This is a genomic window from Sphingomonas sp. OK281, from assembly GCF_900115295.1.
Taxonomy (GTDB): domain Bacteria; phylum Pseudomonadota; class Alphaproteobacteria; order Sphingomonadales; family Sphingomonadaceae; genus Sphingomonas.
Genome location: NZ_FOVZ01000001.1, coordinates 492609 through 516278, shown reverse-complemented (window position 1 = coordinate 516278; position 23670 = coordinate 492609). Strand labels below are relative to the sequence as shown.

The window sequence follows — 23670 nt, the reverse complement described above, 5'->3', positions numbered from 1 at the left end:
GGGAGCTGGACCACGAGCGCCGTGCGCTAGGTCTAAAATGGTAGCGAAGGAGGGACTTGAACCCCCGACCCCAGGATTATGATTCCCGTGCTCTAACCAACTGAGCTACTTCGCCGTACCGTCCGTCAGGGAAGCGTTCTTCCCTGCGAGGCGCGGCCTATAGGAAGCGGTTTCGAGGCGGTCAAGCGAACATGTGCCGGGAAATCGCTTCCCATGGTCCGCCGCGATACCACCACGCGCCCAGACCGGCGATTTCGACGTCCTTCGGCGCGAAATCGCGCTGCAGATTGCCGAGCAGAAGCTTGGCGACCTGCGGGCTGACCTTGTTCTGGATGGTGACGTGAGGCCGCCACCCGCCGGCGTCCTGCGGGGTGAGCATGCCGGTGAACGCGTCGGCAAGGCGCGCACGGATACCAACCAGTTCTGGGGACTCGATCCGGTAGGCGACACCCCGCCCTAGCGACATCAGGCCGCCCACACGCGCCTGTGGAGCACGAATGCCGCGCGTTTCCTGGTTGAGCCGGTGCTTGAGCTCGTCGAGGCCCGAGGGCGGCAGGTGGTGGAACAGCGTCAGGTGCGCGTCGAGCTGGTTGCGCTCGGGCGGAAAATGCTCGCGCCGCATGGCATCGAAGAACGCGGTGTCTTGGCGGCCGAACAAGGCGGTGACGATGATCGGGGCTACTTCGGTAGGGCCCGTAGTCATAGAAAAACCCCCCCGGCGAAGGCCGGGGTCCAATTGGGGGACGTCGATGACGAGCGTCGCGCTCCGTTACGATGACCTCTCCAATTGGACCCCGGCCTTCGCCGGGGGGGAGTAATCGTCCAGGAAAGAGGCGCACAGAACCAATCGGGGGTTTGAGTCGAACGACGCATCAAATCTCGACCTGGCTACCCAACTCCACGACGCGGTTGGTCGGCAGGCGGAAGAACTCCATCGCGCTTTCCGCATTGCGCAGCATCCACGCGAACAGCTTTTCGCGCCAGATCATCATGCCGGGCTTGTCCGACGCGAGCAGCGTCTGGCGCGACAGGAAGAAGCTGGTGTCCATCATCTTGAAGTCCGCACCGCAATTATGGACCTGGCGCAGTGCCGCGGGCACGTCGGCGTCCTCCATGAAGCCGTAGCGCAGCACGAGCCGGTGGAAGCCGTCGCCAAGCTCCTCGCGCACCGCACGGTCGTGCGCAGGCCAATAGGGCTGGCCGACGATCTTCACGGTAAGCAGGATGACGCGCTCGTGCAGCACCTTGTTGTGCTTGAGGTTGTGGAGCAGCGCGTGCGGTACGCCATCCGCGGTCGAGGTCATGAACACCGCGGTTCCCGGCACGCGCGACGCCGAGCTGGCGGCCGAGCCGATGAACACCTTTATCGGCATCGCCGCCTCGTGCATCCGGTCGATCATCAATTGCCGCCCCTTCGACCAGGTAGTCAAGAAGGTGAAGATGATGAAGCCGACCAGCAGCGGGAACCAGCCGCCCGCGGGTACCTTGGTCAGGTTGGCCGCGAAATACGCGCCGTCGACGGTAAAGAAGATCGCCAGCAGCGGGATCGCCGCGATCTTCGGCCAGTTCCAGAGGCGGAACAGCACGACGCCGAGCAGGCACGTGTCGATGAACATCGCGCCGGTCACCGCGATTCCGTACGCGCTCGTCAGGTTCGACGAGGTGCGGAAGAACAGCACGAGCAGGATCACCATGACCATCAGCGCACCGTTGACGAGCGGGATGTAAATCTGGCCCGCGGTCGAGGCGCTGGTGTGCTCGATGCGAAGGCGCGGAATGAAGCCGAGCTGGATCGCCTGCTGCGTCACCGAGAACGCGCCCGAGATCACCGCCTGCGACGCGATCACCGCGGCCATCGTCGCCAGGATGACGAGCGGGAGCTGGAGGCTTTCGGGGGCGAGATTGTAGAACGGGCTGACCAAGGCCTCGCGACCGTCGCGGAACAGCAGCGCACCCTGCCCCATATAGTTGAGGATCAGCGCGGGGAGTACGAAGAACAGCCACGACAGACCAATCGGCTTGCGGCCGAAATGCCCCATGTCCGCGTACAGTGCCTCGGCGCCGGTGACCGCAAGGACGACCGATCCGAGTGCCAGAAAAGCCCGTTCGGGATCGATGATGAAGAACTCGACCGCGTAGTGCGGCGACAATGCCCAGAGCACCTCGGGCGTCTGGACGATGCTGAGGATACCGAGCACCGCGATGACGCTGAAATACACTAGCATGATCGGCCCGAACACGAGCCCAATCCGTGCGGTACCACTCTTCTGCACCCAGAACAGCGCGATCAGGATCACGATCACGATCGGCAGCACCAGGCCACCGAAAGCGGGCGCCGCGACCGCGAGACCTTCGACCGCAGACAGCACCGACACCGCGGGCGTGATCATGCTGTCGCCGTAGAACAACGCGGTCGCGAATACGCCAAGCAGGATGATCCCGCGGCTCCAGCGCTTGGTCTTGGTCTTGCCCGAGACGAGCGCGAGCAGCGCAAGGCTGCCGCCTTCGCCCTTGTTGTCGGCGCGCATGATGATGATGACGTACTTGACCGTCACGACGATCATCATCGACCAGAACATCAGGCTGATGACGCCCATGATGTGCGCCGCGTCGAGCGCGAGCTTGTGGTGGCCGGCAAAGGTCTCACGGAAGGCGTAGAGCGGGCTGGTGCCGATATCGCCGAAGACGATGCCGATCGCACCGAAGGCGAGCTTCAGCATGCCGTCGGAGTTGTGATGCCCCGTCTCGAGATCGAGATTGGCGGGTGGCACGGTCGAAGCCGCGGCGGTCTGGTCGACGCTCACTGGACGGTGAATCGACCCGAAAGTGCAGCAATCTTCATCGAATTTCCGATTTCACCCTGTGCCCCAAGCGCGCGCATTTAGCATGCGGGGTAGAGGGCGGCAACGGCGAGGCGGTTAGCGTGGATTAACTGGGGCTGATCCGACCAGCGTGGAGAGAGAGAGAGAGAGAGAGAGAGATGCCGACGATCCTCTCCCCTCCCTGGAAGGGAGGGGTTGGGGGTGGGTCGGTCCGCTTGTGTCGCCAGCGTTCGGTAATACGGAAGCCGACCCACCCCCGCCCCTCCCTTCCAGGGAGGGGAGAAGAGTCGCCGGCGTTCAGCGCCGTACGACCTCACGAATGACGAAGTGCGAGGCCAGCCGAGTCACCCCCGGCAATTGCGACAGCGTCTCCCGGTGGATGCGCTCGAACGTCTCGCCGTGACGGATCTCGACGTGGAGCATGTAATCCGCCTCCCCGCTCATCAGGAAGCATTGTACGACCTGCGGGCACTCGACGATCTCGGCCTCGAACGCGGCCATCGTCTCCTTGCGCTGATCCCGCAGCGTGACGTTGACGAGGACGATGCTGGGATCACCCCGCGCCGCCTGCGACAGCACCGCACGATACCCCGTGATCGCGCCGCTCTCCCGCAACTGCGCGACCCGGCGATGCGCCGCGCTCGCCGACAGACCGACCGCGTCGCCGAGCTCCGCGCTGGTCACGTCGGAATTGGCGGCGAGCAGGTCCAGAATCCTGCGTTCGATCGTCATGCTCAAGATTATCCCGTTTTGGTGACGATAGATGCAATCATCTTGCAGATGCGATATCGCACCGAGACCAGTTTGCGAACCCTTCCCGTCCAAGGCGCGCTAGTATGGCGCAAACGATAATGGAGTGGAATCAATGCGCGTCGGTGTCCCCAAGGAAATCAAGAACCACGAATACCGCGTCGGCCTGACCCCGCCGTCGGTCGCCGAACTGGTCGCCGCCGGTCACGAGGTCGTCGTCGAGACGCAGGCCGGATCGGGCATCGATTTCGAGGACCAGGACTATATCGACGCGGGTGCGACGATCCTGCCGACTGCCGCCGCGGTCTTCGCCGGCGCCGACATGATCGTGAAGGTCAAGGAGCCGCAGCCGAGCGAGATCGCGATGCTCGAACCGCGCCACCTGCTGTTCACCTACCTCCATCTCGCCGCCGACAAGCCGCAGGCAGAGGGGCTGATGAAGTCCGGCGCGACCTGCATCGCGTACGAGACCGTCACCGACAACCGCCGCGGGCTGCCGTTGCTGAAGCCGATGTCCGAGGTCGCGGGCCGCATGTCGGTGCAGGTCGGCGCGCATTATCTCGAGAAGGAGCAGGGCGGACGTGGCGTCCTGCTCGGCGGCGTGCCCGGTGTCGCGCCGGCGAAGGTCGCGATCCTCGGCGGTGGCGTGTCTGGCGTCAACGCGGCGCAGATGGCGGTCGGCATGCGCGCGGACGTGACGATCTACGACATCTCGAACGATCGCTTGGCCGAACTCGACATGTTCTTCTCGAGCCAGATCAAGACGGCGTATGCGTCGAAGGCGGCGATCGCGGCAGCGGTGAAGAATGCGCATCTGGTGATCGGCGCGGTGCTGGTGCCGGGGGCCGCTGCGCCGAAGCTCGTCACGCGCGAGATGCTGAAGACGATGAAGCGCGGCTCGGTGCTGGTCGACATCGCGATCGACCAGGGCGGGTGCTTCGAGACGTCGCATGCCACGACGCATGAGGACCCAGTGTTCGAGGTCGATGGCGTGATCCATTACTGCGTCGCCAACATGCCCGGCGCCGTCGCGCGCACGTCGGCGTTCGCGCTGAACAATGCGACCCTGCCGTTCGCGCTGAAGCTCGCCAATCTGGGAGCCGAGGCGGCGATGAAGGCCGACCCGCATCTCGCCAACGGGCTGAACGTCTACAAGGGCAAGATCGCCTACAAGGCGGTCGCCGATGATCTAGGTTTACCTTACGAAGCTTGGGCCGGCTGACGCGGGAACGGATACGGAACATGGGTGTTGGACAGGGGAAAGGAATTTCCAATGTCCGACACCCCGAACCCCAAGTCCGAACCATTCTCGAACACCGAGAAGGACCCGGACGACTGGACCACCGGCGACGAAAAGATGACTGGTGCACAGGCGAGCTACCTCAAGACGCTGTCCGAGGAAGCGCATGAGGAATTCGACGAGACGCTGACCAAGGCGGATGCATCGAAGAAGATCGACGAACTGCAGTCGAAGACCGGTCGCGGGCAGTAAGCGACGCCGAACATACACCGTCTCTTACCCTGTTCGCACCGTCATCCCCGCGTAGGCGGGGATCCATAAAAGCTACCGCCGTTGGGAATTCACCGCCGTTTGCCAATCTGGATCCCCGCCTCCGCGGGGATGACTGTTCTAAGGCTGATGAGGTCCATCCTGCATAGCTAGAAACCGGTCCAGCAACGCGAGCCGAGTAGCGATCTCGCCTCGGTACGAAATATTGGCCGGCGTCAACGCCAGCGCCTTCGCCCAATACGGCCGAGCCGTCGCGAACTCCCCCGCCCGCACATACGCCAAACCCAGAAAAAACGGCGGAGCCGGATGCTTCGGCGCTAGTCGCATCGCCTGCTGAAACGCGAACAACGCAGGCGGCGAAACCTGATTGGCGTCGTGCGCCGCCAGCGCGTTGGCGAGCCCGGTCCACATGACCACGCTTTTCGGGGCGATCCTGAGCCCTCCGAGCAATACCTGCACCGCCGCGCGCCGGTCGCCGATCCGCGTCATAGCGTCAGCCGCAACCAGATACGCCGCCGCCCCCGTATACCGCTCGAGCATCTGGTCGCGCAGTTCGAGCATCGCGCTGTCGTCCGGCGTTGCTGCAAGCCCGGTAGACACTTCATGCCCGGCAAGCCCTGGCTGCCCCTGCCACGCATACCCCGCCGCACCTAGCATCAGCGCCGCAGCGACCATCGTCCACAGGACACGGTTCACCTTCAGCACCGCGAGCAGTGCAAACGCTCCCACCCCGATCGCGGCGAGCCAGACGTATCCCATCAGCGTGTCCTCCGCCGAAAGCTCGACCGCGCGATCCAGCCGCCGACGCCAAGCAGCAGGATCGGCGCCAGCCACAACGGCCACGTCAGCCCCGATAGCGGCGGATCATAGGTCACGTAGTCGCCGTAGCGCGCGATCAGCCAGTCGCGGATCGAGGCAGGCTTCTCTCCCCGCTCGATCCGCTCACGCACCAGAGCACGCATGTCCGCGGCCATGTCGGCATCGCTATCGGCGATCGACTGGCCCTGGCAAACGAGGCAGCGCAGCGTCTCCATCAGCGCGCGTGCGGAAGCTTCCTGCGCGGGGTCGGTAAGTTGCACGTTGGCGTAATGCGCTGGCGGAGTGACCGGCTGGGCGAAGGCCGGCGAAATGCAGAACAACAGCGCGGCAAGAACCTCCCCTCCCGCTCGCGGGAGGGGTCGGGGGAGGGCATGACGCGCGCGTACGCTGAGTAAGCGGGCAGTAGCCCCCCCCCTAACCCCTCCCGCAGGCGGGAGGGGAACTCGGTTTGCCCCCCTCACCGCGCGTCCTTCACGGCTTGCACGATCTCATCCACATTCTCCGGTCGGATATCGCCGATAATCTGCTTCACTACGATCCCGCGACCATCGATCACGAACGTCTCCGGCACCCCCGACGACCCCAGCGCCAACTGCACCTGGCTGGCCCGATCGCTGCCGATCCGCTCGTACGGATCGCCGTTGCGGCGCAGGAACCCGGCAATCGCCGGCGCGGTATCGCGGATCGCGATCGCATCGATCGGCACGCCCATCGCCTTCAGACGCATCAATTGCGGTGCCTCGGCGATGCACGGGATGCACCAGCTCGCGAACACGTTGAGCAACCGCGGCCTGCCCTGCCGGAACGACGCGCTGCTCAACCCCGGCTTGCCGGGGATCATCGCCGGCAGCGCGAAATCGGGGAGCGGTTTGCCAACCATCGCCGATCGCACCACCTTCTCCGCCGGCCGGAACAGCCCGCTCGCCACGACCGCGAACAGCAGCGCGAAAATCGCCAGCGGCGCCCAGAGAGCGAACCGCTTCATACCCATTCAACCCGTATCGCAGCGCGTCGCTCGCGCAGCACCCGACCGATCAGCGAAAGCATACCGCCCAGCGCGATCAGCACGCCGCCGAACCAGATCAGCGTCACGAACGGCTTCCACCAGAGGCGGAGTTGCCAACGCCCCTGCCCGTCCGGTTGGCCGAGTACGGTATAAAGCTGGCCGTCTAGCACAGTCAGGATCGCGGACTCGTTGGTACTCGTCGGCGGATTGGCGAAGAAGCGGAGTTGCGGGCGCAGGATGCTTTCGCTGCCACCGCGCGTCGCGGTCAGCCGCGCTTCCAGTGCCGACCAGTTCTCGCCGATCACCGGCGAAATGCCGTCGAGCGTCACGGTGTACGGCCCGACCCGCGCCGGTTCGCCCGCGCGCACCGCAACCAGCGTTTCCTTGGTGAACGCGCTGTCCGACGCCATCCCGGCGAGGCTGACCGCGATGCCGAGATGCGCGATGACCATGCCATAGGTGAACAACGGCGTGCGCCTGAGGTTGCGCTTCCAAAGAGGCGCAACGCTCGCGACGGCAAGCCCCGCAGCCAGCGACAGCCCCGCCCACGGCAGCACACCGGGCCAAACGAACAGGAGTACGGTTGCCGCGACCAGCGTCGCGCCGATCGGCAGCATCACGCGGCGCAGCACCGCCTTCGCGTCGTCACGCCGCCAGCGCAGCAGCGGCCCGACCGCCATCACCGCGACCAGCAGCAATGCGATCGGCCCTGCCGCCTTGTTGAAGAATGGCGGGCCAACCGAAAGCTGCACGCCGAAGCTTGCCGCGACGATCGGGTAGAGCGTGCCAATTAGGACGATGCCGAGGATCACCGACAACAGCAGGTTGTTCGCGACCAGCCCGCCCTCACGGCTGACCGGATCGAAGGTCGTGCCCGCGCGGACGGTGCCGATCCGCGCGGCGAACAACGCGAGCGCCCCGCCGATGTAGATCGCGAGCAACGCGAGGATGAACGCCCCGCGTTCCGGATCGACCGCAAACGCGTGCACGCTCGTCAGGATGCCCGACCGTACGAGGAACGTGCCGATCATCGACATCGAGAACGCGACGACCGCGAGCATGATCGTCCAGGCTCGCAGGCCGTCGCGGGTTGCGAGCACGGTTACCGAATGGAGCAGCGCGGTGGCGGCGAGCCACGGCATCAACGACGCGTTCTCGACCGGGTCCCAGAACCACCAGCCGCCCCAGCCGAGCTCGTAATACGCCCAGTACGACCCCGCAGTGATGCCGAGCGTCAGGAATATCCACGCGATAAGCACCCAGGGGCGCATCGCCTTCGCGAACGCCGGCCCCACATCACGCGTGACGAGCGCACCGACCGCGAACGAGAACGCGACCGAGAGGCCGACATAGCCGGTGTAGAGCGTCGGCGGATGGAACGCCAAGCCAGGGTCCTGCAACAGCGGGTTGAGCCCGAGGCCATCGACAGCAGCCGGATTGAGCCGCGCGAAAGGGTTCGAGGAGAACAGCAGGAAAGCGTAGAAGCCGAGCGCGATCGTCGCCTGCGCACCGAGCGTCGCGGTCAGCGTGCGTTCGGGCAGCGAGCGCTCGAAGATCGCCACTGCCCCGCCGGCCAGCCCGAGGATCGTCACCCAGAGCAGCATCGAGCCTTCGTGATTCCCCCATGCACCGGCAAACTTGTAGAGCCACGGCTTGGCGGAATGACTGTTTTCGACGACCAGCTTCACGGACATGTCGGAATCGAGGAATAGCTCGATCAGCAGCACCAGAGCCAGCAGTGCGAGCAGGCCCTGAACGATCGCCACCGGCCGGACCGCCGCCGCAACGTCTTCACGACCGCGCGCGATACCAATCGCGGCCATCACCAGCTGCAACGCCGCCAGCGCGCCAGCAAACCAGAGCGCGGCAAGGCCTGCTTCGGCGATCACGGCTTGGCGTCCGGTTCGAGCGTCTTGGTTTCGTGCATCTTGCCGGCCATCTCCGGCGGCATGTATTTCTCGTCGTGCTTGGCGAGCAGGTTCGACGCGACGAAGCTGCCGTTGGACTGGAACTGACCTTCGGCGACGACGCCCGATTTCTCGCGGAACAGGTCCGGGACGATGCCGGCAAAGACGACCGGTGTGGTTGCCTGGCCGTCGGTGACGACGAAGTGCACGGTGATGCCATCCGCGGCGCGCTTGACCGAACCGCCCTCGACCATCCCGCCGAGCCTTACCGCGCGTCCGAGCGGGAGGCCGTCGCGGCGCACGTCGGAGGGCGCGTAGAAGAACGCGGCCTGGTCCTTGAGAGCGGACAGCGCCAGCAGCCCCGCGACGACCACTGCGCCGAGTGCCAGCAGCGCCAGCGTCAGGCGTTGATGCTTGGCTTTCATTTCTCGGACCTACGCATCGCGAGGTAGCTCAACAACGCGATGATTGCGCCGCCGCCCAGCGTCACGACATACGCGGCAGTCACAAACGGCCAGGGGTTCATCCTCTCGCCATCCGGCGCATCCGAGCTTCGGATTTCGAGACGGCCAGCATCGTCCGCATTCGCATCAACACGATCCCGGCGAACACGAACGTAAACCCGGCCAGCATGATCGGCAGCGGCCAGAGGATCGAACCGTCGATCGTCGATTGCGTGAGGCCGATGCTCGGCCCCTGGTGCAGCGTATTCCACCACACCACCGAATAGCGGATGATCGGCAGCAGCACCGATCCGGCGATCCCGTAGAGCGCCGGCACGCGGCCGTCGCCGCCACGATCCGCATCCGCCTTCGCGAGCGCCATGTAGCCGAGATAGACGAAGAACAGCAGCAGCATCGAGGTCAGCCGGCCATCCCATTGCCACCACGTTCCCCAGGTCGGCCGTCCCCAGATCGAGCCGGTCATGAGGCATAGCGCTGCGAACACCGCCCCGGGCAACGCGATCGCGCGCGCGGCGACGCTGGCGAGCGGATGGCGCCAGACGAGGAACATGATGCTGGAGATCGCGATCCCGCTCCACCCGCCCATGCCGAGCCAAGCGGCGGGGACGTGGATGTAGAGGATGCGGACGGTCTCGCCCTGGAGATAATCGGGCGGGGTCTGCGTCAGGCCTGCCCAGCAGCCCAGCACGATAAGCGCGACGCCGGCCCAGAAGAGCGCAGGCGTCAACGGCTTGGCGATCTTCAGGAAGCGCGCGGGATTTGCGAAGGCGTGTAGGGTGGCCACTGGGGATACCACTATGGCAAGTCATCGCGGACTTAAAGCCCCTCTCCCTCCGGGGAGAGGGAGGGGCCCGCCGCACTTGCGGTGGGAGGGTGAGGGCACGCTGCGCGTCCCGATCACCACCGTGCCCTCACCTTCCCACCCAGCTTCGCCGGGCGGGCCCCTTCCTCTCCCCAGAGGGAGAGGAGTTTTTACCGGCCGATCAGGCGCTTGGCGATCGAGTCCGACACGTCCGACGCGGGCTCGCCCGAACGATCGCTCTCGTTCCAGACTTCGATAAGCCGCTCCGGGATACGCGCGATCCGCGCCTTCACCTCGGCCTCGTCGCCGTGACCCAGATACTCCAGCCCGACGTTGATGATCCCGCCTGCGTTGATCACGTAATCCGGCGCATACAGGATACCGCGAGCATGCAGACGCGCACCGTCCTCACGGACGCTCAACTGATTGTTCGCGCCACCGGCGACGACCTTCGCCTTCAGCGCCGCGATCGACATCTCGGTCAGGATCGCGCCGAGTGCGTTCGGGCTGAAGATATCCGCCTCGGTCGTCAGGATCGCCTCGGCCGCTACCGCGGTCGCGCCGAGTTCGCCGGCGAGCTTCTGCGCCCGGCCCTCGTCGACGTCCGCCAGCGTCAGGACCGCGCCGTCCTTGGCCAGCAACCGCGCGAGCCCGCCACCGACCGAACCGACGCCCTGGATCGCGACGCGCACACCCTTCATGTCGGTCGCGCCGAGGCCGCGCTGCGCCGCCGCCTTCACGCCGAGATAGATGCCGAGCGCGGTGTACGGACCGGGATCACCACCCGCAGCGCCGCTCGCGACCGGCAGGCCGGAGACGTAGCGCGTCTGGCTGGCGATCACCTTCATGCGGTCTTCGGACATGCCGACGTCCTCGGCCGTGACGTAGCGCCCGCCGAGCGAGTCGACCGCGCGACCGAACGCCTCGAGCTGGGCGGTCGTGATGACGTCGCCGGGCTTGGCCGCGAGGACCACGCCCTTGCCGCCGCCAAGCTCCAGGCCCGCCATCGCGTTCTTGAAGCTCATGCCGCGCGACAGGCGCAACGCGTCGGTCACCGCGCGGCCGTTGTCCGCATAATGCCAGAAGCGTGCGCCGCCGGCTGCCGGCCCGAGCTTGGTCGAGTGCACCGCGATCACCGCATGCAGGCCCGATTCGGGATCGGTGAAGGCATGAACGCCCTCGTGGTCGTCGAAATCGGGAAGGTCCCAAACCGCTGTCATCGCCGGCTCCTGAGGAGAATAAAATTACCGGGGAGCGAAATATTATTTTCCGGCCGGTTTTACCAGCCCAAAGCGCTTACGTTGGGGAGGCTCGGAAAAATAATGGGAAAATGGGGCGACCGACGGGACTTGAACCCGCAACATCCGGCATCACAAGCCGACGCTCTAACCAATTGAACTACGACCGCCGCGTAGGCATCGCCCCCTAGCGGGGGTCGCCGGGCGGCGTCAACCGTCGACTTGCCAAAAAGACGTCAAAAACGTCCCTCGATGGCGAGCTTGTACCCGTTCGGGCCGCTCACGAAGCCCGCCTGCTCGAGCTTCTGGACCGCCAGTGGATCGGACGGACGCAGCGACAGCTCGGCGCGGTAGGTCCCTGCCCCCTCGATCCGGAGCGCGATGCTCTCGGTCCCAGCCTGGCTCGCCAGCGGCAACAGCAACGCCGTGCCATCACAGCGCGCAGTGCCGCTCACCGACTGCGGCAGCGTGATCCCGCCGACATCGCCCGCCAGCGTCGCGCGGACGCGGCCCTCGGCGGCTTCGCACTGGCCATCGCGGAAGCGGACCGAGACGTCATCGAGGTCGAGCGCGGAGACGGGCACCGGCGCGAACAGCCGGCCGGTCGCGACGGTGGCGGTCATGTGGTCGACGCCGAAGCCGTGGCGACTGACGCTCGCCGACCCACGCAACGGCTTGGCCGACACCGATTCGGGACCGGCGAAGACGATCGTCGCGCGGCCGACCAGCAGCGGGAGGGGCGACAGCCGCGCGTGCAGATCGCCGAGCGCGAGATCGCCGAACCGCGCTTCGGTCAGCGTCGCGCCCCAAATCGTCCCCGACACGCGCCGCGCGACCAGCCCCTCGTCGCCGACGCCGACCCAACCGAGCACCGCGCGCATCGGCAGGAATACGATCAGCGCGATCAGCAGCATGCCGCCGAACAGCGCGGCGGGACCGGTACGCAAACGGATCCGCCTCATGCCGCGCGCGCCTTCAACGTGAGCGCGACGCCTACGGTCTTGTCGCCCTTGTCGGTCATCGCCACCGAATCGACGAGGATGCCCAGCCGTTCGAGCCGCGCGAGCCACGCGACCAGTGCCGCGGGGCGCGCCGACTGGATGCCGACCCGTACCCGGCTTGCGCCGTCCTGGTCGAGCGAGGCTAGCGCAAAGCCGGCCTGATCCGCCTCGGCGCGCACCGCGTCGGCGAGCGTGCCGGTCAGCGGCGTGGCGCGAGTCCGCTGGATATCGCGCAACGTCGCGACTTGCGCGCGCGTCTCGCCGAGCCGGGTGACGGCGTCGGCGTGACGTTCGCGCGCGCTCGACAGGCCATCGCCGACCGGGCGAATGATCAGCGCCCATAGCAACGTAAGGACCGCTAGCCCCGCCATCACGAGCAACAGCCGCCGCTCCCGCAGCGAGCGTCCTTCGAACCACGTCTTCAGTCCGGTCATCGTCCGCTCTCCGGGCTGATCGTGAGTTCACCCGTCACGCGGCCGGCAGCGTCCTGGAACACGCCGGCGCGGACCGAGAAGCCGGCGGCTTCGAGCGCGCGCTTCAGGTCGGTCGCCAAGGCCTCACGCTCGACCGCCACCGACAAGCGCAGGTCGCCGTTCGCCTGGAAATCGAGCGCGGTGACTTCGGTGCCGGGCGTCGCACGCACCGCCGCGAACACCGCCGCGGTCGTGCTGGTGAACCCCAGCCCCGGTCCCCGCACGCGCGACAGGCGCTCGTCGAGCTGGCGGCTGGCGTCGACCACCGTCTCACCGCGCGGCAAACCGGTGACCGCGACCGTATTGGCCTCCGCCTCCAGGGCATCCGCGCCGAAGCTATATTTGGCGATGCGGACGAGCGAGATCGCGAGGGTCACGGCGAGGATCGTCAGCGACAACAGCGCAAGCCGCCGGATCAGCCCCCAGTCAATCGCGAACCGTCGCCGCCGCGCGAACGGCCCCTGTCGAAGATCCAGCGGGGGCGACGCGACGGCGGCAACGATCGCCGCCTCCAGCGTATCGCGGTCGATCGTCGCGGGCGCGGTGCCGCTGGTCACCAACTCCGTCAGTCGCGCTTCGTCGGCGAACCCGCTGGACGTGCCACGCACGACGCCGCTGCCGCCCAGTTCCGCCCGCGCGTACCCTTCTTCGGGTCGGGGAAGCAGCATCGGTGCGGGAATGACGGCAACCGGGTCGACGCCTGCCTCCGCCAGCATCAGCAGCCAGTCGCGCATCGTCGCGGCACCGACGACCCCGATCGGTCGGTCGCTGGCGCCTTCGTCCCCGACCGCGACGTGGAGTTCGGCGAGCGGCGACGCACTTGCCTCGCTCGCCAGTATTCGCGCGGCCGCCGTCGCCTGCGCCGGAGACCGCGATGGCAGTTCCGCCCAGTGCAGTGTCACCGCATCGGCGGGTGCGACCGCGATCGTTTCGTCGTCGATCGCATCGGGGATACCCTCCCCCTCCCCGACCACGCGCGCGTCCGCGACGCGCATCCAGCGATATCCGGTCTCGCCGGCGGGAAGGAACAGCAAAGTCGTCATGATGGCTCGCCCCATTGCCGCGATACGAGCTGCGCGGGAAGCCGGTTCGCGTCGATCAGCGCACGTTCCTGCATTTGTGTCGTGCCGAGCGTCACGTCGATATCGAGCGTGAACCATTTCGACAGCACCTGCGCGTCAACGCCAGGCGCAATATTGGCAGCGCCGAGCAACGACGCGCCCTTCTGCATTTCGTCGAAGGTCGCATAGCCCTGCACCGGTCGCCGCAGCAGCAATTGCTGCGCGGCACCGACCGACAACGTATCGGGATACATCATCGCCAACAGCACGCTCTGTTCGGGCAGCAGCGTGTTGACGTTGATCGGCGAGGGCCTGGCGAAGGGCAGCGTGCAGATCCACGGGCGGATCTTCGTGTAGATCTCGGGCGTCATTCCGGCGATCGCGCGCAGTTCGCTCGGGTCGCCCATCAACGTGCCGGCGGTGCGGTACGATGGCACGCGACCGAGATACGCGCCGTCCTCGGCCCCCATCGGTGACTGGTCCTGATCGCTGTCGATCCAATCGGTCGTGCCCGCCGCGACCTGTTCGGCGACCTGCACGGGTACGTCGAGCAACCGCATCAGGCGGACGAACTGCGGCCGGACTTCGCCGCGCGCGACGTACACGCCCGGTGTCGTCATGCCGACGAGAGAGTTCAGGTTGAAGCAGTTCGCACCGTCGCGCACCCGCGCGGTCGCGAAGCCTCCGGGTACCGGCAGGCCGAACGGGGTGTTGCTCCAGCCGCCGGCCAGCGTGACTCGCGTAGGCTTTGGCGCGAGCAGGTTGGAGACGCGGGTCAGCGCCATCGTCTCCGCCGCGAGCGCATAGGCGCGCGCCTGCTCGCCGGTCGCGGCGTTGCTCGCGAGCCGGGTCGACAGCCGCAGTTTCTCCAGCGCTGCGCCGGCCATCACTGCGATGATCGCGACGAGCATCAGCACGGTGAGCAACGCCGCCCCCCGTTCCCGCCCACGCTCGAGGCCACGATCAGGTGCGCGCACCGGGCGTCTCCTGTCCGGGAGGTGGCGTGACGGCGGGCCCGGTTCCATCAGACGGCGCGGGGACGTAGCTGGTGCCGACGAGGAACATCTGGCGGAACTGCGTCCCGTCATCGCGCTGGACGGTGAGCTCCATCGCGTCGGGCAACGGCCTGCCGCTCGCGCCATCCCAGCGATCGCTCCAGGCGCCCGCGATGCGATAGCGGAGCGCGACCTGCCGGACTTTGGTGAGCAGCGCGGCAGGCGGCAGCGGCTGCGCACCGTCGACCATCGGATAGGCGATCCGCTGGAACACCCCCCCATCGACGCGGTAGGCGACCTTCTGCATGCTGGAACGCGCGGCCCCATCGATGTTGCTCCAGCCGGCGCGGACCAAACGCAGCATCGGCGTGACGCCCGATCCGCTCTCGCCGATGAACGCGGGGACGCTGGTGCCCGCCTCGTCGCGGGTAGCGCGGTTCGATGCCTGCGCGAGATCGGCGGACAGGATCGACATCGTCCGGGTGAGCGCGCTGATGTCGTCCAGCCTCGCGCCGGTCGAGCTCTGCGCCTTCACGCTGAACGACAGGATGGCCACGCCTGCCGCAGCGATCATGCCGAAGATCATGAGCGACACCATGACTTCGATAAGCGTGAAGCCGGCCTCGGTTTTTGGATGCGTCACATCACCATCCGCGGCGCAGGTCGCACCATGGTCAGGCGGCCGAGTTGCGTGCCGGTCCGGTCGGCGACCGCCACGTCGATCCGCAACACGCTCGATCCGCCGAGCGCGCTGACCTGCCGCGTCCACGTCCAGGGCTGGCCGCCGTTCGTATCGACGCCGGTGACGCGGCCTGCGGTCGGTGGCTGCGCGCTGGTGACCGCGTCGATCGCGACGTTGCGCGCGACCATCTGGGCAACGAGCGTTTCGTCGAGGATCGAGGCGCCGCGGATCGTCGCGCTCTCCAGGCGTACGAGTGCCATCGCCGCAAGGCTGAACACCGCCAGCGCGACCATGATTTCGATCAACGTGAAGCCGTGTTCGGCGTAACGTCGACGAAGGGTAAAGCCGCGTTCAGCCCGCATCGGCTCTTACGCCGCCGTCGGCGTCGATGTGGACCGTCGCTGCTACACCACCGCGATCGAGGCGGATCTCCGCGGGGCGATCGACGAGGCCGGTGGGGTCGAACGTCACGCGCATCCGGCCGGTGGTGTCGCCGATGCTGGCCCTGGTACCCTTGTTCCAGCGTTCGACGCGCATCGGTTTCTCCGCGATCGGCGTCCAGCCGCCAGCCAGCCGCCGGTCGAAGCCGTAGCCGCCGCCGCTGATCCAGACGCTCACCGGACGTGCCTCGACGATCGCCGAATCGTGCGCGGCGCGGGTGCGCAGGGCGAAGCGTGTCGCCTCGTCGAGCACGCGGCCCCGCGGGTCCGGCATGACGAGCACGGCTACCGCAGAGGCCAAGCCGATGATCGTGACGACGACCATCAACTCGACCAGCGTGAAACCGGCTTCGCGCTTATTGCCAGCTGCCGATATCGGCATCGATCCCCTCGCCGCCTTCCTTGCCGTCCGCCCCGAAGGTCCAGACGTCGGCCTCGCCGTGCGCACCGGGCGAGGCGTAGAGATACGGGCGACCCCAGGGATCGTTCGGAAGCTTCTTCAGGTACCCGCCGCGCTGATACCGTGAGGGATCGGCGAGACCCGCGGGTGCCGAGACGAGCGCGTTCAGCCCCTGCGTGGTGTTGGGGAAGGTCATGTTCTGGAGCTTGTAGAGCTCCAGCCCGCCCTCGATCTGCGCGATGTCGGCCTTCGCCTTCTGGATCCGCGCAGTGTCGCCCGAGGGCAGCACGTTGAGCGCGACGATTGTGGCGAGCAGGCCGATGATGACGATGACCACCATCAGCTCGACGAGGGTAAAGCCGGCCTCGCGGCGCTTCTTTTTATCTTCGGGACGCATGAACAACCTCATTGTCCGGCCAGCGTGTTGAGCTGGAGGATCGGGAGCAGGATGGATAGCACGATCGTCGCGACGATGCCGCCCATCACGACGATGATCAGCGGTTCGAGCAGCGAGAGTGCGGTGGCGGTGAAACGGTCGAACTCGCGTTCGAGATAGTCGGCGGCGCGCTCCAGCATTTCGTCGAGGCGACCGGCGGCTTCACCCGACGCCGCGAGATAGGTCAGCAGCGGGGGGAAGACGCCGGCGCGGCGCATCGCGGCGGAGAGCGAACCACCGCCGCGGATCGCATCGACAATCTGGTCCGAGGCTTGACGGAGGCGGCGGTTGTGGATCGTGCTGGCGGTGAGGTTCAAGCCGTCGAGCAGCGGCAGGCGGCTCGCCACCATCGTGCCGAGCGTGCGCGCCATTCTCGCCGCGTGAAGGTCGCGGATCAGGCGGCCGAGCAGCGGGATGCGGAGCAACCAGCCATCGAACGCAAGCCGGAGCGTCGGGTCCTTCAGCGCCCGCCACCCGGCCAGACCGCCGCCGACGACGATCAGCAGCATCACCCACCAGTATCCGACGAGGAACGCCGAGAACGCCATGACCATCCGCGTGAGCAGCGGCAGTTGCTGGCCGACCGTGTCGAATTGTTCGACCACCTGCGGCACGACGAACATCATCAGCGCGGTGACGACGCCGAACGCGACAAGCGCGAGGATCGAGGGGTAGGCGAGCGCGGTGATAAGCTTGCCGCGGATCTCGGCTTGGCGTTCGAGCAGCGCCGCGAGCCGGTCGAGAATGGTCGGGAGCGAGCCCGAGCTTTCTCCGGCCGACACCATCGCGCGGTAGAGCGGCGGGAAGCTTTTAGGCTCTCGCGCCATTGCGTCGGCGAGGCGACGGCCTTCGACGACGCCGGCGTGGACGTGCTGGACTATCGTGCGGACGCTGTCCTGTTCGGTCTGGCGGGTGATGGTGCGGAGCGATTCCTCCAGCGGCGAGACGCGGTTGAGGGTGGCGAGCTGGCGGGTGAAGAGCGTGAGGTTCTTGCCCGACATCTTCGGCGTGCCGAGCTGGAGGCCGAACAGCGGGCGGCCTTTAGAGGCTTGGGGTGGCGCGCCAGGGGTGATCTTGACGACATAGAATTTGCGCGCGTCGAGGGTGGCGCGCGCAACGTCGATGTCGGCGGCCGCGACGTGCCCCCGGCGCTCCGCTCCCTTGGTATCGATCGCGATATAGTCGAAATCAGCCACGACGCGCTCCCCTCCCTGGAAGGGAGGGGTTGGGGGTGGGTCGGTTCGTTAGGCGGGAGACGGTGGCCCGAGCGGGCCAACCCACCCCCAACCCCTCCCTTCCAGGGAGGGGGGAAGAAGCGTTACGCATCTGCCACCTCGGGCACGACTTCAGTGGTGTCGCGACGGGATACTCGGACGGCTTCTTCGGCGGTTGTCTGGCCGGAGAGGACTAGGTCGCGGGCCGACTGCGCCAAATTCGGGGACTTCGCGAACGCGTGCGCGGTAATCTCCGATTCGTGGCCGTCGGTGTTGATCAGGCGGCGGATCGTGTCGTCGATGCGGACCGCTTCGAACACGCCGATGCGGCCCTTGTAGCCGGTCTGGTTGCAGTCTTCGCAGCCTTGCGCGACGTAGACGACCGCGTCGGTGGCGATGCCGAGCAGCGGAGCTACCGTGTCCGACGCAGGCACGGCCTTGCGGCACGTCGGGCAGAGCCGCCGAACAAGGCGCTGCGCGATCACGGCACGCAACGTGGAGGCGAGCAGGAAGCTCTCGACCTTCATGTCGCGCATCCGGGTGATCGCGCCGATCGCGTCGTTGGTGTGGACCGTCGACAGCACAAGATGGCCGGTCAGCGATGCCTGGACGGCGATCTCGGCGGTCTCGCGGTCGCGGATTTCGCCGACCATCACGACGTCGGGATCCTGGCGGAGGATCGCGCGCAAGCCTGCCGCGAAGGTCAGGCCCACCTTCGGGTTGACCTGGGTCTGGCCGACGCCGTCGACGGCATACTCGACCGGATCCTCGACGGTGAGGATGTTACGGCTGCCGTCGTTGAGCAGGCGGAGCGCGGCGTAGAGCGACGTCGTCTTGCCCGAACCGGTCGGGCCGGTGACGAGGATGATGCCGTTGGGCTCGCTCAGCGCTTCGTTGAGCAGCGCGAACAGTGCGGGCGGCAGGCCGAGCGCTTCGAGGTCGATGCCGGCGTTTTCCTTGTCGAGGATACGCAACACCACGCGTTCCCCCGCGCGGCTCGGCAGCGTCGAAACACGGACGTCGAGCAGCTTGCCACCGAGCGTCAGCCCCATGCGGCCGTCCTGCGGCACGCGGCGCTCGGCAATGTCGAGGCGCGCCATGACCTTGATGCGGCTGACCACCACAGGCGCGACGTTGGGCGGCATCCGCAGCGTCTCGCGCAGCACGCCGTCGATACGCATGCGGACGACGAGGCCGGATTCATACGGCTCGATGTGGATGTCGGACACACCGTTGCGCGCGGCGTCGGCGATGATGCCGTTGATGAGACGGATCGCTGGCGCGTCGTCGGCGGTGTCGAGCAGGTCCTCCGCGGTCGGCATGTCGCCGGCGAGAAGGTCGAGTTCGTCGCCCATCCCGACCGCCGCGAGCGCGTTAGCCTGGCCGTCCATCGCGTAGACGTTCGACAGCAGCCGATCGAACGCTACCTGTTCGACGAAGGTGACGTCGAACGGGCGGGCGAGATAGCGCCGGAGTTCGAGCAGAACCTTGGGGTCCGCGCCAGCACGCATCGCGATCGTGAGGTGCGAGTCGGTGTCGGTGTGATCGACGACGACGCCGAACTTTCGGGCGAAGGCGTACGGGATGGTGATCTGAGGGAGATCGCTCGAGGATACCGCTGCACTGCTCCCCTCCCGCTCGCGGGAGGGGTTGGGGGAGGGAATGACATACCCCTCGATCGCGTCGTCCGTGAGTAAGGCAGCCCCTCCCCCGACCCCTCCCGCAAGCGGGAGGGGAGCGGAGGCGTCGATCTCGTGGCCTTCGCGAATGATCATTTCTTGCGGCGCGCGATGATCGTCGAGGTGCGTACCGGCACCGCGATGCGCGGATCTTCGATATTGCCGGGGATCGGCGCGCTCGGGATCGGCGGCGCGGCGCCCATGTAATCGCGGACGAGCTGGTCGATCGACGGCTCGGCCCCCGGCTCCTGCAAGCCCTGTTGCAGACGCACATAGCCATAGCGCTGTTCGGTCAGCTTGCGGCTGTCTTCCGCGGTGCGCAGGATCGTCGGGCGGATGAAGATCATCAGGTTGGTCTTCGACCGCTGCTTCGCCTTCGACGTGAACAGATGACCCAGCACGGGGATGTCGCCGAGCAGCGGGATCTTCTCGATCGTGCGGCGCTCGTTGTCGTCGAGCAGGCCGCTGATCACCGCGATCTGGCCGTCGTCAACGGTGCGGACGGTCTCGACCTCGCGCTTGTTGAGGATCAGGTCGCTATTGTCGCTCGATACCGGGCCGGCGATCGAGCTGACCTCCAGGCGGAGGTTGAGCTTCACCGTACCGGACGAGTTCACCTGCGGGCGGACGGTCAGCTCGATACCGACGTTCTGGCGCTGCGTGGTGCGGAACGCGTTGTCGAAATTGGTGCTGAGCGCCTGCCCCGTGGTGATCGGGATCTCCTGCCCGACGAGGCTGTGCGCCTCCTGGTTGTCGAGCGTGACGAGGTGCGGGACCTGGAGCAGGTTCGAGGTCGTGTCGCTCTTCACCGCGTTGATGATCGCGCCGAAGAACGTGCTGCCGATCTTGCCGCCGAAGCCGCCGAATCCGCCTGCCGCAGCGAGGATCGAGCTGATCGCCGACTGCTGGAGCGTGTCCGCCGCCGCGCTGGTCGTGTTGGTCGTCGTCGTACTGCCGTCGGTATTGGTCGTCGTCGTGCTCGACGTGTTGAGCTGCGTCGCGCCGATGGCGCCGGCGATCTGCAGGATGTTGGGCGCGGAATTCGAGAAGGTCGACGCGCCGAACGCGCCGCCGCTGGGGTCGCCCACGATGAATTGCGCGCCAAGCGTCTTCGCGGTCGAATCGGACACTTCCGCCACGATCGCTTCGACCAGCACCTGTTCACGCCGCGTGTCGAGCTGGCGGACGACGTCGCTCAGCTGCCGCTGGATTTCGGCGGGTGCGGCGATGACGATCGCGTTGGCGCCGGCAAAACGCGTGACGACCGCGGCGGTCTTGCCCCCTGCCGCGGTGATCGCAGCCTGGCCCGAGCCGGCCGATCCGCTCGCTGATGGAAGCGACTGGTTGACCTGTGGCTGCGCGGTGTTCGACTGTCCGCCGGACGCCCCGTTGGTGCTGCTCGATCCGAAATTCGAACGGGACAACGCCGTCTGCACGGGCTGGGTCGGGGTCTGGCCGACGAGTTCCTGAAGCACGGGCAGCAACTGCTCGGCATCGGCGTTTTCGAGGAAGACGACCTTGATCTCGGTGCCGTTGCGCGCCTTCTGGTCGAGGTCGGCGGCGACCTGCGCCAGGCGGGCGACGGTGGTGGGATCACCACGCAAGGCAACCGCGTTCGAGCCTTCGACGGCAACGACCGAAGCGCTTGGGCCGGTGGCGGCGGCACCGCCCTGCCCGCCGCCGCTCCCGGTGCCGATCAGGCCTTGGAGCGCGGTGGCGATTTCCTTGGCACTCGCATTCTTGAGCGCGACGACGCGAGTCGAGGACGTGTCGGTATCGATCCGGCGGAGGACTTCGCGGATCCGGCGAATATTGTCCGCGAAATCGACCACGACCAGACTGTTGCCGCCACGGTTCGCGCTGACCGAGCCTTGCGCGCTGACCAGCGGGCGAACGGTCTCGACCGCAGACGTCGCGTCGATAGCGCGTAGCCGCACGATCTCGGTAACGTAGCTGTTGCGTGCGGCGCCCGCAACGCCGATCCGGCTTGGCTGCGACGCGGCATTGTCGAGCGGCTGGACCCGGAACGCGCCGTTCGAGGTCGGCACCGCGACGAGACCGTTCGCACGCAACGTCGAGAGGAATATCTCGAAATATTCGGAGCGCGACAATGGGCGATCGGTGACCACCGTCACCTTGCCGGCGACACGGTTGTCGATGATGAACGTGCGCCCGGTAACCTTGGCGGCGTCGGCGATGAACGCGCGGATGTCGGCATCGCGGACGTTGAGCGTGGTCTGCGCGTGGACGCCGGCGGCAAGCGCGAGTGCCACGACGGGGCCGAGAAACAGTTTTTTCATTTGGGTGGCGCGATCGTGATGGCGAGCGGCAAGGTATCCTGGCCGCGTTCTACAGTGATGGGGACGTTGCCGCCGCCCGCGAAATCCTTGGCGATGCGATCGAGATCGCCGGGACCGGCAACGGGCCGCCCGCCGATCGAGGTAACGACGTCGCCGTCCTTGAGCCCGGCCGAGCGGAACGCGTTGCCGGAGCCTTGCGACCGGACGGTCAGCCCGCTGATGCGGCCGCCGTCGATGCGGGGAATAAAGCCGATCTCGCTGCGGAGCTGTGCGACGGGGATGCCGACGACAGGAGCGACCGTTGCGGCTGCACCGGCCGGCGGCGCACCGGGCACGACCGGCGTGACCGCGCCCGACTGGTCGAGGAACAGGTCTTCGTCGGCGCCGCCGCGGTCGATCGTGACATGATCGAACGCAACCGCCTTGAGGCGCACGCCGGGCTGGATCTCGTCACCGACCGCGATGCTCTGCTGGACACCGTCCGGGCCGGCGATGATGGCGGAGCTCCTGCCCATCGCCTCGTCCATGCGCGTGCCGAACAGGGTGAGCTGGAGCGACGTGACCGTGGCGGGCGCTCCCGCCGCGCCACCGAGGCGAAAGAACGGATCGAACCCGCGCAGAATATCGGCGGGCGACCCGACGACCATCGGCGCGGCCGGGCGCCAATCGCCGAGCGGCGTGATCGGCGTCACGATCGTCCACGCCAGCCGCGCACACTGCACGGCCAGCCCGGCCAGCAGCGCGAGTTCGACGACACTATAGACATTCACGACAGGCATACGCCGCAAGATACGGCGCGCCCGCGCGTCCAGCTTCAATCGCATCCGCGATCCACCCCAATTTCCCGCATCTCGTCGCGTAGGCATGCCATGTTACAATTCCGCGTCAATCAATAGCTTGGCGTTAATTGCCGATGATAGCGTATCAGCGCCGTAACGGGGTAGCGCTCCGTGTCGGCGATTGGCAGAACACCGTCATGTCCGACCCTATTCCCTACAGCGGCTCCGGCCTGCCCCCCGAACCGATCATCGCGCGTCTGGCGGCGCCCGGCGTACAGCGCGTACCGAGCGCGAAACTCGACCTGTTCGTCCGGCGCGACTTCCTGCCGCCCGAATCGTGCGCGGCGCTGATCGAGAGGATCGATGCGGTACGCCGGCCTTCGACGATCTCCGATTCGAACGGCGACGCGACCTATCGCACCAGCGAGACCGGCGATCTGTTCGCGCATGACCCGGTAGTGATCGATGTTGAAACACGCATTGCGGCCCTGACCGGACTGGACCCGGCGCACGGCGAACCCTTGCAGGGCCAGCGTTACGCCGTCGGGCAGGAGTTCAAGGGACACACCGATTATTTCGAGCCGAACGGCGCCGATTTCGAACGCTATTGCGGGGTTGCGGGAAATCGCACCTGGACAGTGATGATCTATCTCAACCAGCCGGAAGCGGGCGGCGCGACGCGGTTCAAGGCGATCGACAAGATCGTCCAGCCCGAGACGGGCAAACTGCTCGCGTGGAATAACAGACGTGCAGACGGCAGTCTGAACCCGGCGACGCTGCACCATGGGATGAAGGTGCGCGCGGGGGTCAAGTATGTGATCACGAAATGGTTTCGCGAGAGGCCCTGGGGCTGAGCTTTGGTCGGACGTGCATGGTTGGTCGGATGAGGGAC

25 protein-coding genes and 2 tRNA genes are annotated in these 23670 nt (G+C 66.8%); 3 read left to right on the top strand and 24 right to left on the bottom strand.

What is annotated here, in order from left to right:
- Positions 1–38: 38 nt before the first annotated feature.
- From BM244_RS02460 to BM244_RS02445, 4 genes are all read right to left on the bottom strand, one after another.
- Positions 39–115 (bottom strand) — tRNA-Met (locus BM244_RS02460).
- Positions 116–181: 66 nt separating this feature from the next.
- On the bottom strand, positions 182–703 hold the full coding sequence (locus BM244_RS02455; protein WP_093397156.1) for a 2'-5' RNA ligase family protein: 522 nt from the start codon (positions 701–703) through the stop codon (positions 182–184).
- A 169-nt stretch (positions 704–872) separates the two neighbouring features.
- Positions 873–2720 carry a potassium transporter Kup gene (locus BM244_RS02450; protein ID WP_093398055.1) on the bottom strand — a complete coding sequence of 616 codons (1848 nt, stop codon included), beginning with the start codon at positions 2718–2720 and terminating at the stop codon, positions 873–875.
- Between the two features lie 399 nt (positions 2721–3119).
- Positions 3120–3554 (bottom strand): Lrp/AsnC family transcriptional regulator, encoded by a 435-nt coding sequence (locus BM244_RS02445; RefSeq protein ID WP_368086045.1) that lies wholly within the window; start codon positions 3552–3554, stop codon positions 3120–3122.
- A 133-nt stretch (positions 3555–3687) separates the two neighbouring features.
- On the opposite strand from BM244_RS02445, the gene ald reads away from it, so the two are divergent.
- Both ald and BM244_RS02435 read left to right on the top strand, forming a co-directional pair.
- Positions 3688–4794, top strand: a complete 1107-nt coding sequence (ald, locus tag BM244_RS02440) for an alanine dehydrogenase (protein ID WP_060524450.1) — start codon at positions 3688–3690, stop codon at positions 4792–4794.
- A gap of 51 nt (positions 4795–4845) precedes the next feature.
- Positions 4846–5064, top strand: coding sequence for a DUF3072 domain-containing protein (locus BM244_RS02435; protein ID WP_093397154.1), 219 nt, complete (start codon positions 4846–4848; stop codon positions 5062–5064).
- A gap of 138 nt (positions 5065–5202) precedes the next feature.
- On the opposite strand, the gene BM244_RS02430 is transcribed toward BM244_RS02435, so the two are convergent.
- From BM244_RS02430 to BM244_RS02330, 20 genes are all read right to left on the bottom strand, one after another.
- Entirely contained in the window at positions 5203–5841 is a 639-nt protein-coding gene (locus tag BM244_RS02430; protein WP_093397152.1) for a tetratricopeptide repeat protein, read from the bottom strand.
- Entirely contained in the window at positions 5841–6212 is a 372-nt protein-coding gene (locus BM244_RS02425) for a cytochrome c-type biogenesis protein (protein ID WP_254784299.1), read from the bottom strand. The genes BM244_RS02430 and BM244_RS02425 overlap by 1 nt, the downstream gene beginning before the upstream one ends.
- Positions 6213–6358: 146 nt before the next feature.
- Positions 6359–6886 carry a DsbE family thiol:disulfide interchange protein gene (locus tag BM244_RS02420; RefSeq protein WP_093397151.1) on the bottom strand — a complete coding sequence of 176 codons (528 nt, stop codon included), beginning with the start codon at positions 6884–6886 and terminating at the stop codon, positions 6359–6361.
- A complete protein-coding gene (locus BM244_RS02415) occupies positions 6883–8796 on the bottom strand; it encodes a heme lyase CcmF/NrfE family subunit (RefSeq protein WP_093397149.1) in 1914 nt (637 codons plus the stop codon). Before BM244_RS02415 ends, BM244_RS02420 begins: the two co-directional genes overlap by 4 nt.
- Entirely contained in the window at positions 8793–9239 is a 447-nt protein-coding gene (gene ccmE, locus BM244_RS02410) for a cytochrome c maturation protein CcmE (RefSeq protein ID WP_093397148.1), read from the bottom strand. The genes BM244_RS02415 and ccmE overlap by 4 nt, the downstream gene beginning before the upstream one ends.
- A gap of 97 nt (positions 9240–9336) precedes the next feature.
- A complete protein-coding gene (gene ccmC / locus BM244_RS02405) occupies positions 9337–10062 on the bottom strand; it encodes a heme ABC transporter permease CcmC (protein WP_093397146.1) in 726 nt (241 codons plus the stop codon).
- Positions 10063–10250: 188 nt separating this feature from the next.
- The gene (locus BM244_RS02400) at positions 10251–11300 is read right to left on the bottom strand and encodes a Leu/Phe/Val dehydrogenase (RefSeq protein ID WP_093397145.1); all 1050 of its coding nucleotides are present in this window, start codon (positions 11298–11300) and stop codon (positions 10251–10253) included.
- A 111-nt stretch (positions 11301–11411) separates the two neighbouring features.
- A tRNA-His gene (locus BM244_RS02395) sits at positions 11412–11488 on the bottom strand.
- Positions 11489–11554: 66 nt separating this feature from the next.
- A complete protein-coding gene (gspN, locus tag BM244_RS02390; protein ID WP_093397143.1) occupies positions 11555–12280 on the bottom strand; it encodes a type II secretion system protein N in 726 nt (241 codons plus the stop codon).
- A complete protein-coding gene (gspM, locus tag BM244_RS02385; RefSeq protein WP_056058034.1) occupies positions 12277–12753 on the bottom strand; it encodes a type II secretion system protein GspM in 477 nt (158 codons plus the stop codon). The genes gspN and gspM overlap by 4 nt, the downstream gene beginning before the upstream one ends.
- The gene (gene gspL / locus BM244_RS02380) at positions 12750–13835 is read right to left on the bottom strand and encodes a type II secretion system protein GspL (protein WP_093397142.1); all 1086 of its coding nucleotides are present in this window, start codon (positions 13833–13835) and stop codon (positions 12750–12752) included. Before gspL ends, gspM begins: the two co-directional genes overlap by 4 nt.
- Positions 13832–14830 (bottom strand): type II secretion system minor pseudopilin GspK, encoded by a 999-nt coding sequence (gspK, locus tag BM244_RS02375; RefSeq protein WP_254784229.1) that lies wholly within the window; start codon positions 14828–14830, stop codon positions 13832–13834. Before gspK ends, gspL begins: the two co-directional genes overlap by 4 nt.
- Positions 14817–15491, bottom strand: a complete 675-nt coding sequence (gene gspJ / locus BM244_RS02370; protein WP_254784228.1) for a type II secretion system minor pseudopilin GspJ — start codon at positions 15489–15491, stop codon at positions 14817–14819. Before gspJ ends, gspK begins: the two co-directional genes overlap by 14 nt.
- Positions 15488–15892: a type II secretion system minor pseudopilin GspI gene (gspI, locus tag BM244_RS02365; protein ID WP_093398052.1), complete on the bottom strand. Its 405-nt coding sequence runs from the start codon at positions 15890–15892 to the stop codon at positions 15488–15490. The genes gspJ and gspI overlap by 4 nt, the downstream gene beginning before the upstream one ends.
- On the bottom strand, positions 15882–16352 hold the full coding sequence (locus tag BM244_RS02360; protein WP_093397137.1) for a GspH/FimT family pseudopilin: 471 nt from the start codon (positions 16350–16352) through the stop codon (positions 15882–15884). Before BM244_RS02360 ends, gspI begins: the two co-directional genes overlap by 11 nt.
- A complete protein-coding gene (gene gspG, locus BM244_RS02355) occupies positions 16327–16767 on the bottom strand; it encodes a type II secretion system major pseudopilin GspG (protein ID WP_082444053.1) in 441 nt (146 codons plus the stop codon). Before gspG ends, BM244_RS02360 begins: the two co-directional genes overlap by 26 nt.
- A gap of 8 nt (positions 16768–16775) precedes the next feature.
- Positions 16776–18002 carry a type II secretion system inner membrane protein GspF gene (gene gspF, locus BM244_RS02350; protein ID WP_093397136.1) on the bottom strand — a complete coding sequence of 409 codons (1227 nt, stop codon included), beginning with the start codon at positions 18000–18002 and terminating at the stop codon, positions 16776–16778.
- Positions 18003–18124: 122 nt separating this feature from the next.
- A complete protein-coding gene (locus tag BM244_RS02340; protein ID WP_254784227.1) occupies positions 18125–19795 on the bottom strand; it encodes a GspE/PulE family protein in 1671 nt (556 codons plus the stop codon).
- Complete coding sequence (gspD, locus tag BM244_RS02335) at positions 19792–21999, bottom strand: type II secretion system secretin GspD (RefSeq protein ID WP_093397133.1); 2208 nt, start codon at positions 21997–21999, stop codon at positions 19792–19794. The genes BM244_RS02340 and gspD overlap by 4 nt, the downstream gene beginning before the upstream one ends.
- Entirely contained in the window at positions 21996–22778 is a 783-nt protein-coding gene (locus BM244_RS02330) for a type II secretion system protein N (protein ID WP_368086044.1), read from the bottom strand. The genes gspD and BM244_RS02330 overlap by 4 nt, the downstream gene beginning before the upstream one ends.
- A gap of 197 nt (positions 22779–22975) precedes the next feature.
- Here BM244_RS02330 and BM244_RS02325 point away from each other — a divergent pair, with 197 nt between their 5' ends.
- Positions 22976–23632: a prolyl hydroxylase family protein gene (locus BM244_RS02325; protein ID WP_093398050.1), complete on the top strand. Its 657-nt coding sequence runs from the start codon at positions 22976–22978 to the stop codon at positions 23630–23632.
- The last annotated feature ends 38 nt before the right edge of the window (positions 23633–23670 follow it).

What these genes read in the sequence shown, in the direction of transcription:
- gspI (WP_093398052.1), bottom strand. Translation starts at nt 15,892, where the DNA reads ATGCGGGCTGAACGCGGCTTTACCCTTCGTCGACGTTACGCCGAACAC.
- gspM (WP_056058034.1), bottom strand. Translation starts at nt 12,753, where the DNA reads ATGACCGGACTGAAGACGTGGTTCGAAGGACGCTCGCTGCGGGAGCGG.
- BM244_RS02360 (WP_093397137.1), bottom strand. Translation starts at nt 16,352, where the DNA reads ATGCCGATATCGGCAGCTGGCAATAAGCGCGAAGCCGGTTTCACGCTG.
- BM244_RS02445 (WP_368086045.1), bottom strand. Translation starts at nt 3,554, where the DNA reads ATGACGATCGAACGCAGGATTCTGGACCTGCTCGCCGCCAATTCCGAC.
- BM244_RS02455 (WP_093397156.1), bottom strand. Translation starts at nt 703, where the DNA reads ATGACTACGGGCCCTACCGAAGTAGCCCCGATCATCGTCACCGCCTTG.
- ald (WP_060524450.1), top strand. Translation starts at nt 3,688, where the DNA reads ATGCGCGTCGGTGTCCCCAAGGAAATCAAGAACCACGAATACCGCGTC.
- BM244_RS02420 (WP_093397151.1), bottom strand. Translation starts at nt 6,886, where the DNA reads ATGAAGCGGTTCGCTCTCTGGGCGCCGCTGGCGATTTTCGCGCTGCTG.
- gspN (WP_093397143.1), bottom strand. Translation starts at nt 12,280, where the DNA reads ATGAGGCGGATCCGTTTGCGTACCGGTCCCGCCGCGCTGTTCGGCGGC.
- BM244_RS02330 (WP_368086044.1), bottom strand. Translation starts at nt 22,778, where the DNA reads ATGCCTGTCGTGAATGTCTATAGTGTCGTCGAACTCGCGCTGCTGGCC.
- BM244_RS02325 (WP_093398050.1), top strand. Translation starts at nt 22,976, where the DNA reads ATGTCCGACCCTATTCCCTACAGCGGCTCCGGCCTGCCCCCCGAACCG.
- ccmE (WP_093397148.1), bottom strand. Translation starts at nt 9,239, where the DNA reads ATGAAAGCCAAGCATCAACGCCTGACGCTGGCGCTGCTGGCACTCGGC.
- gspD (WP_093397133.1), bottom strand. Translation starts at nt 21,999, where the DNA reads ATGAAAAAACTGTTTCTCGGCCCCGTCGTGGCACTCGCGCTTGCCGCC.
- BM244_RS02430 (WP_093397152.1), bottom strand. Translation starts at nt 5,841, where the DNA reads ATGGGATACGTCTGGCTCGCCGCGATCGGGGTGGGAGCGTTTGCACTG.
- gspG (WP_082444053.1), bottom strand. Translation starts at nt 16,767, where the DNA reads ATGCGTCCCGAAGATAAAAAGAAGCGCCGCGAGGCCGGCTTTACCCTC.
- gspL (WP_093397142.1), bottom strand. Translation starts at nt 13,835, where the DNA reads ATGACGACTTTGCTGTTCCTTCCCGCCGGCGAGACCGGATATCGCTGG.
- BM244_RS02435 (WP_093397154.1), top strand. Translation starts at nt 4,846, where the DNA reads ATGTCCGACACCCCGAACCCCAAGTCCGAACCATTCTCGAACACCGAG.
- BM244_RS02450 (WP_093398055.1), bottom strand. Translation starts at nt 2,720, where the DNA reads ATGCTGAAGCTCGCCTTCGGTGCGATCGGCATCGTCTTCGGCGATATC.
- BM244_RS02400 (WP_093397145.1), bottom strand. Translation starts at nt 11,300, where the DNA reads ATGACAGCGGTTTGGGACCTTCCCGATTTCGACGACCACGAGGGCGTT.
- BM244_RS02340 (WP_254784227.1), bottom strand. Translation starts at nt 19,795, where the DNA reads ATGATCATTCGCGAAGGCCACGAGATCGACGCCTCCGCTCCCCTCCCG.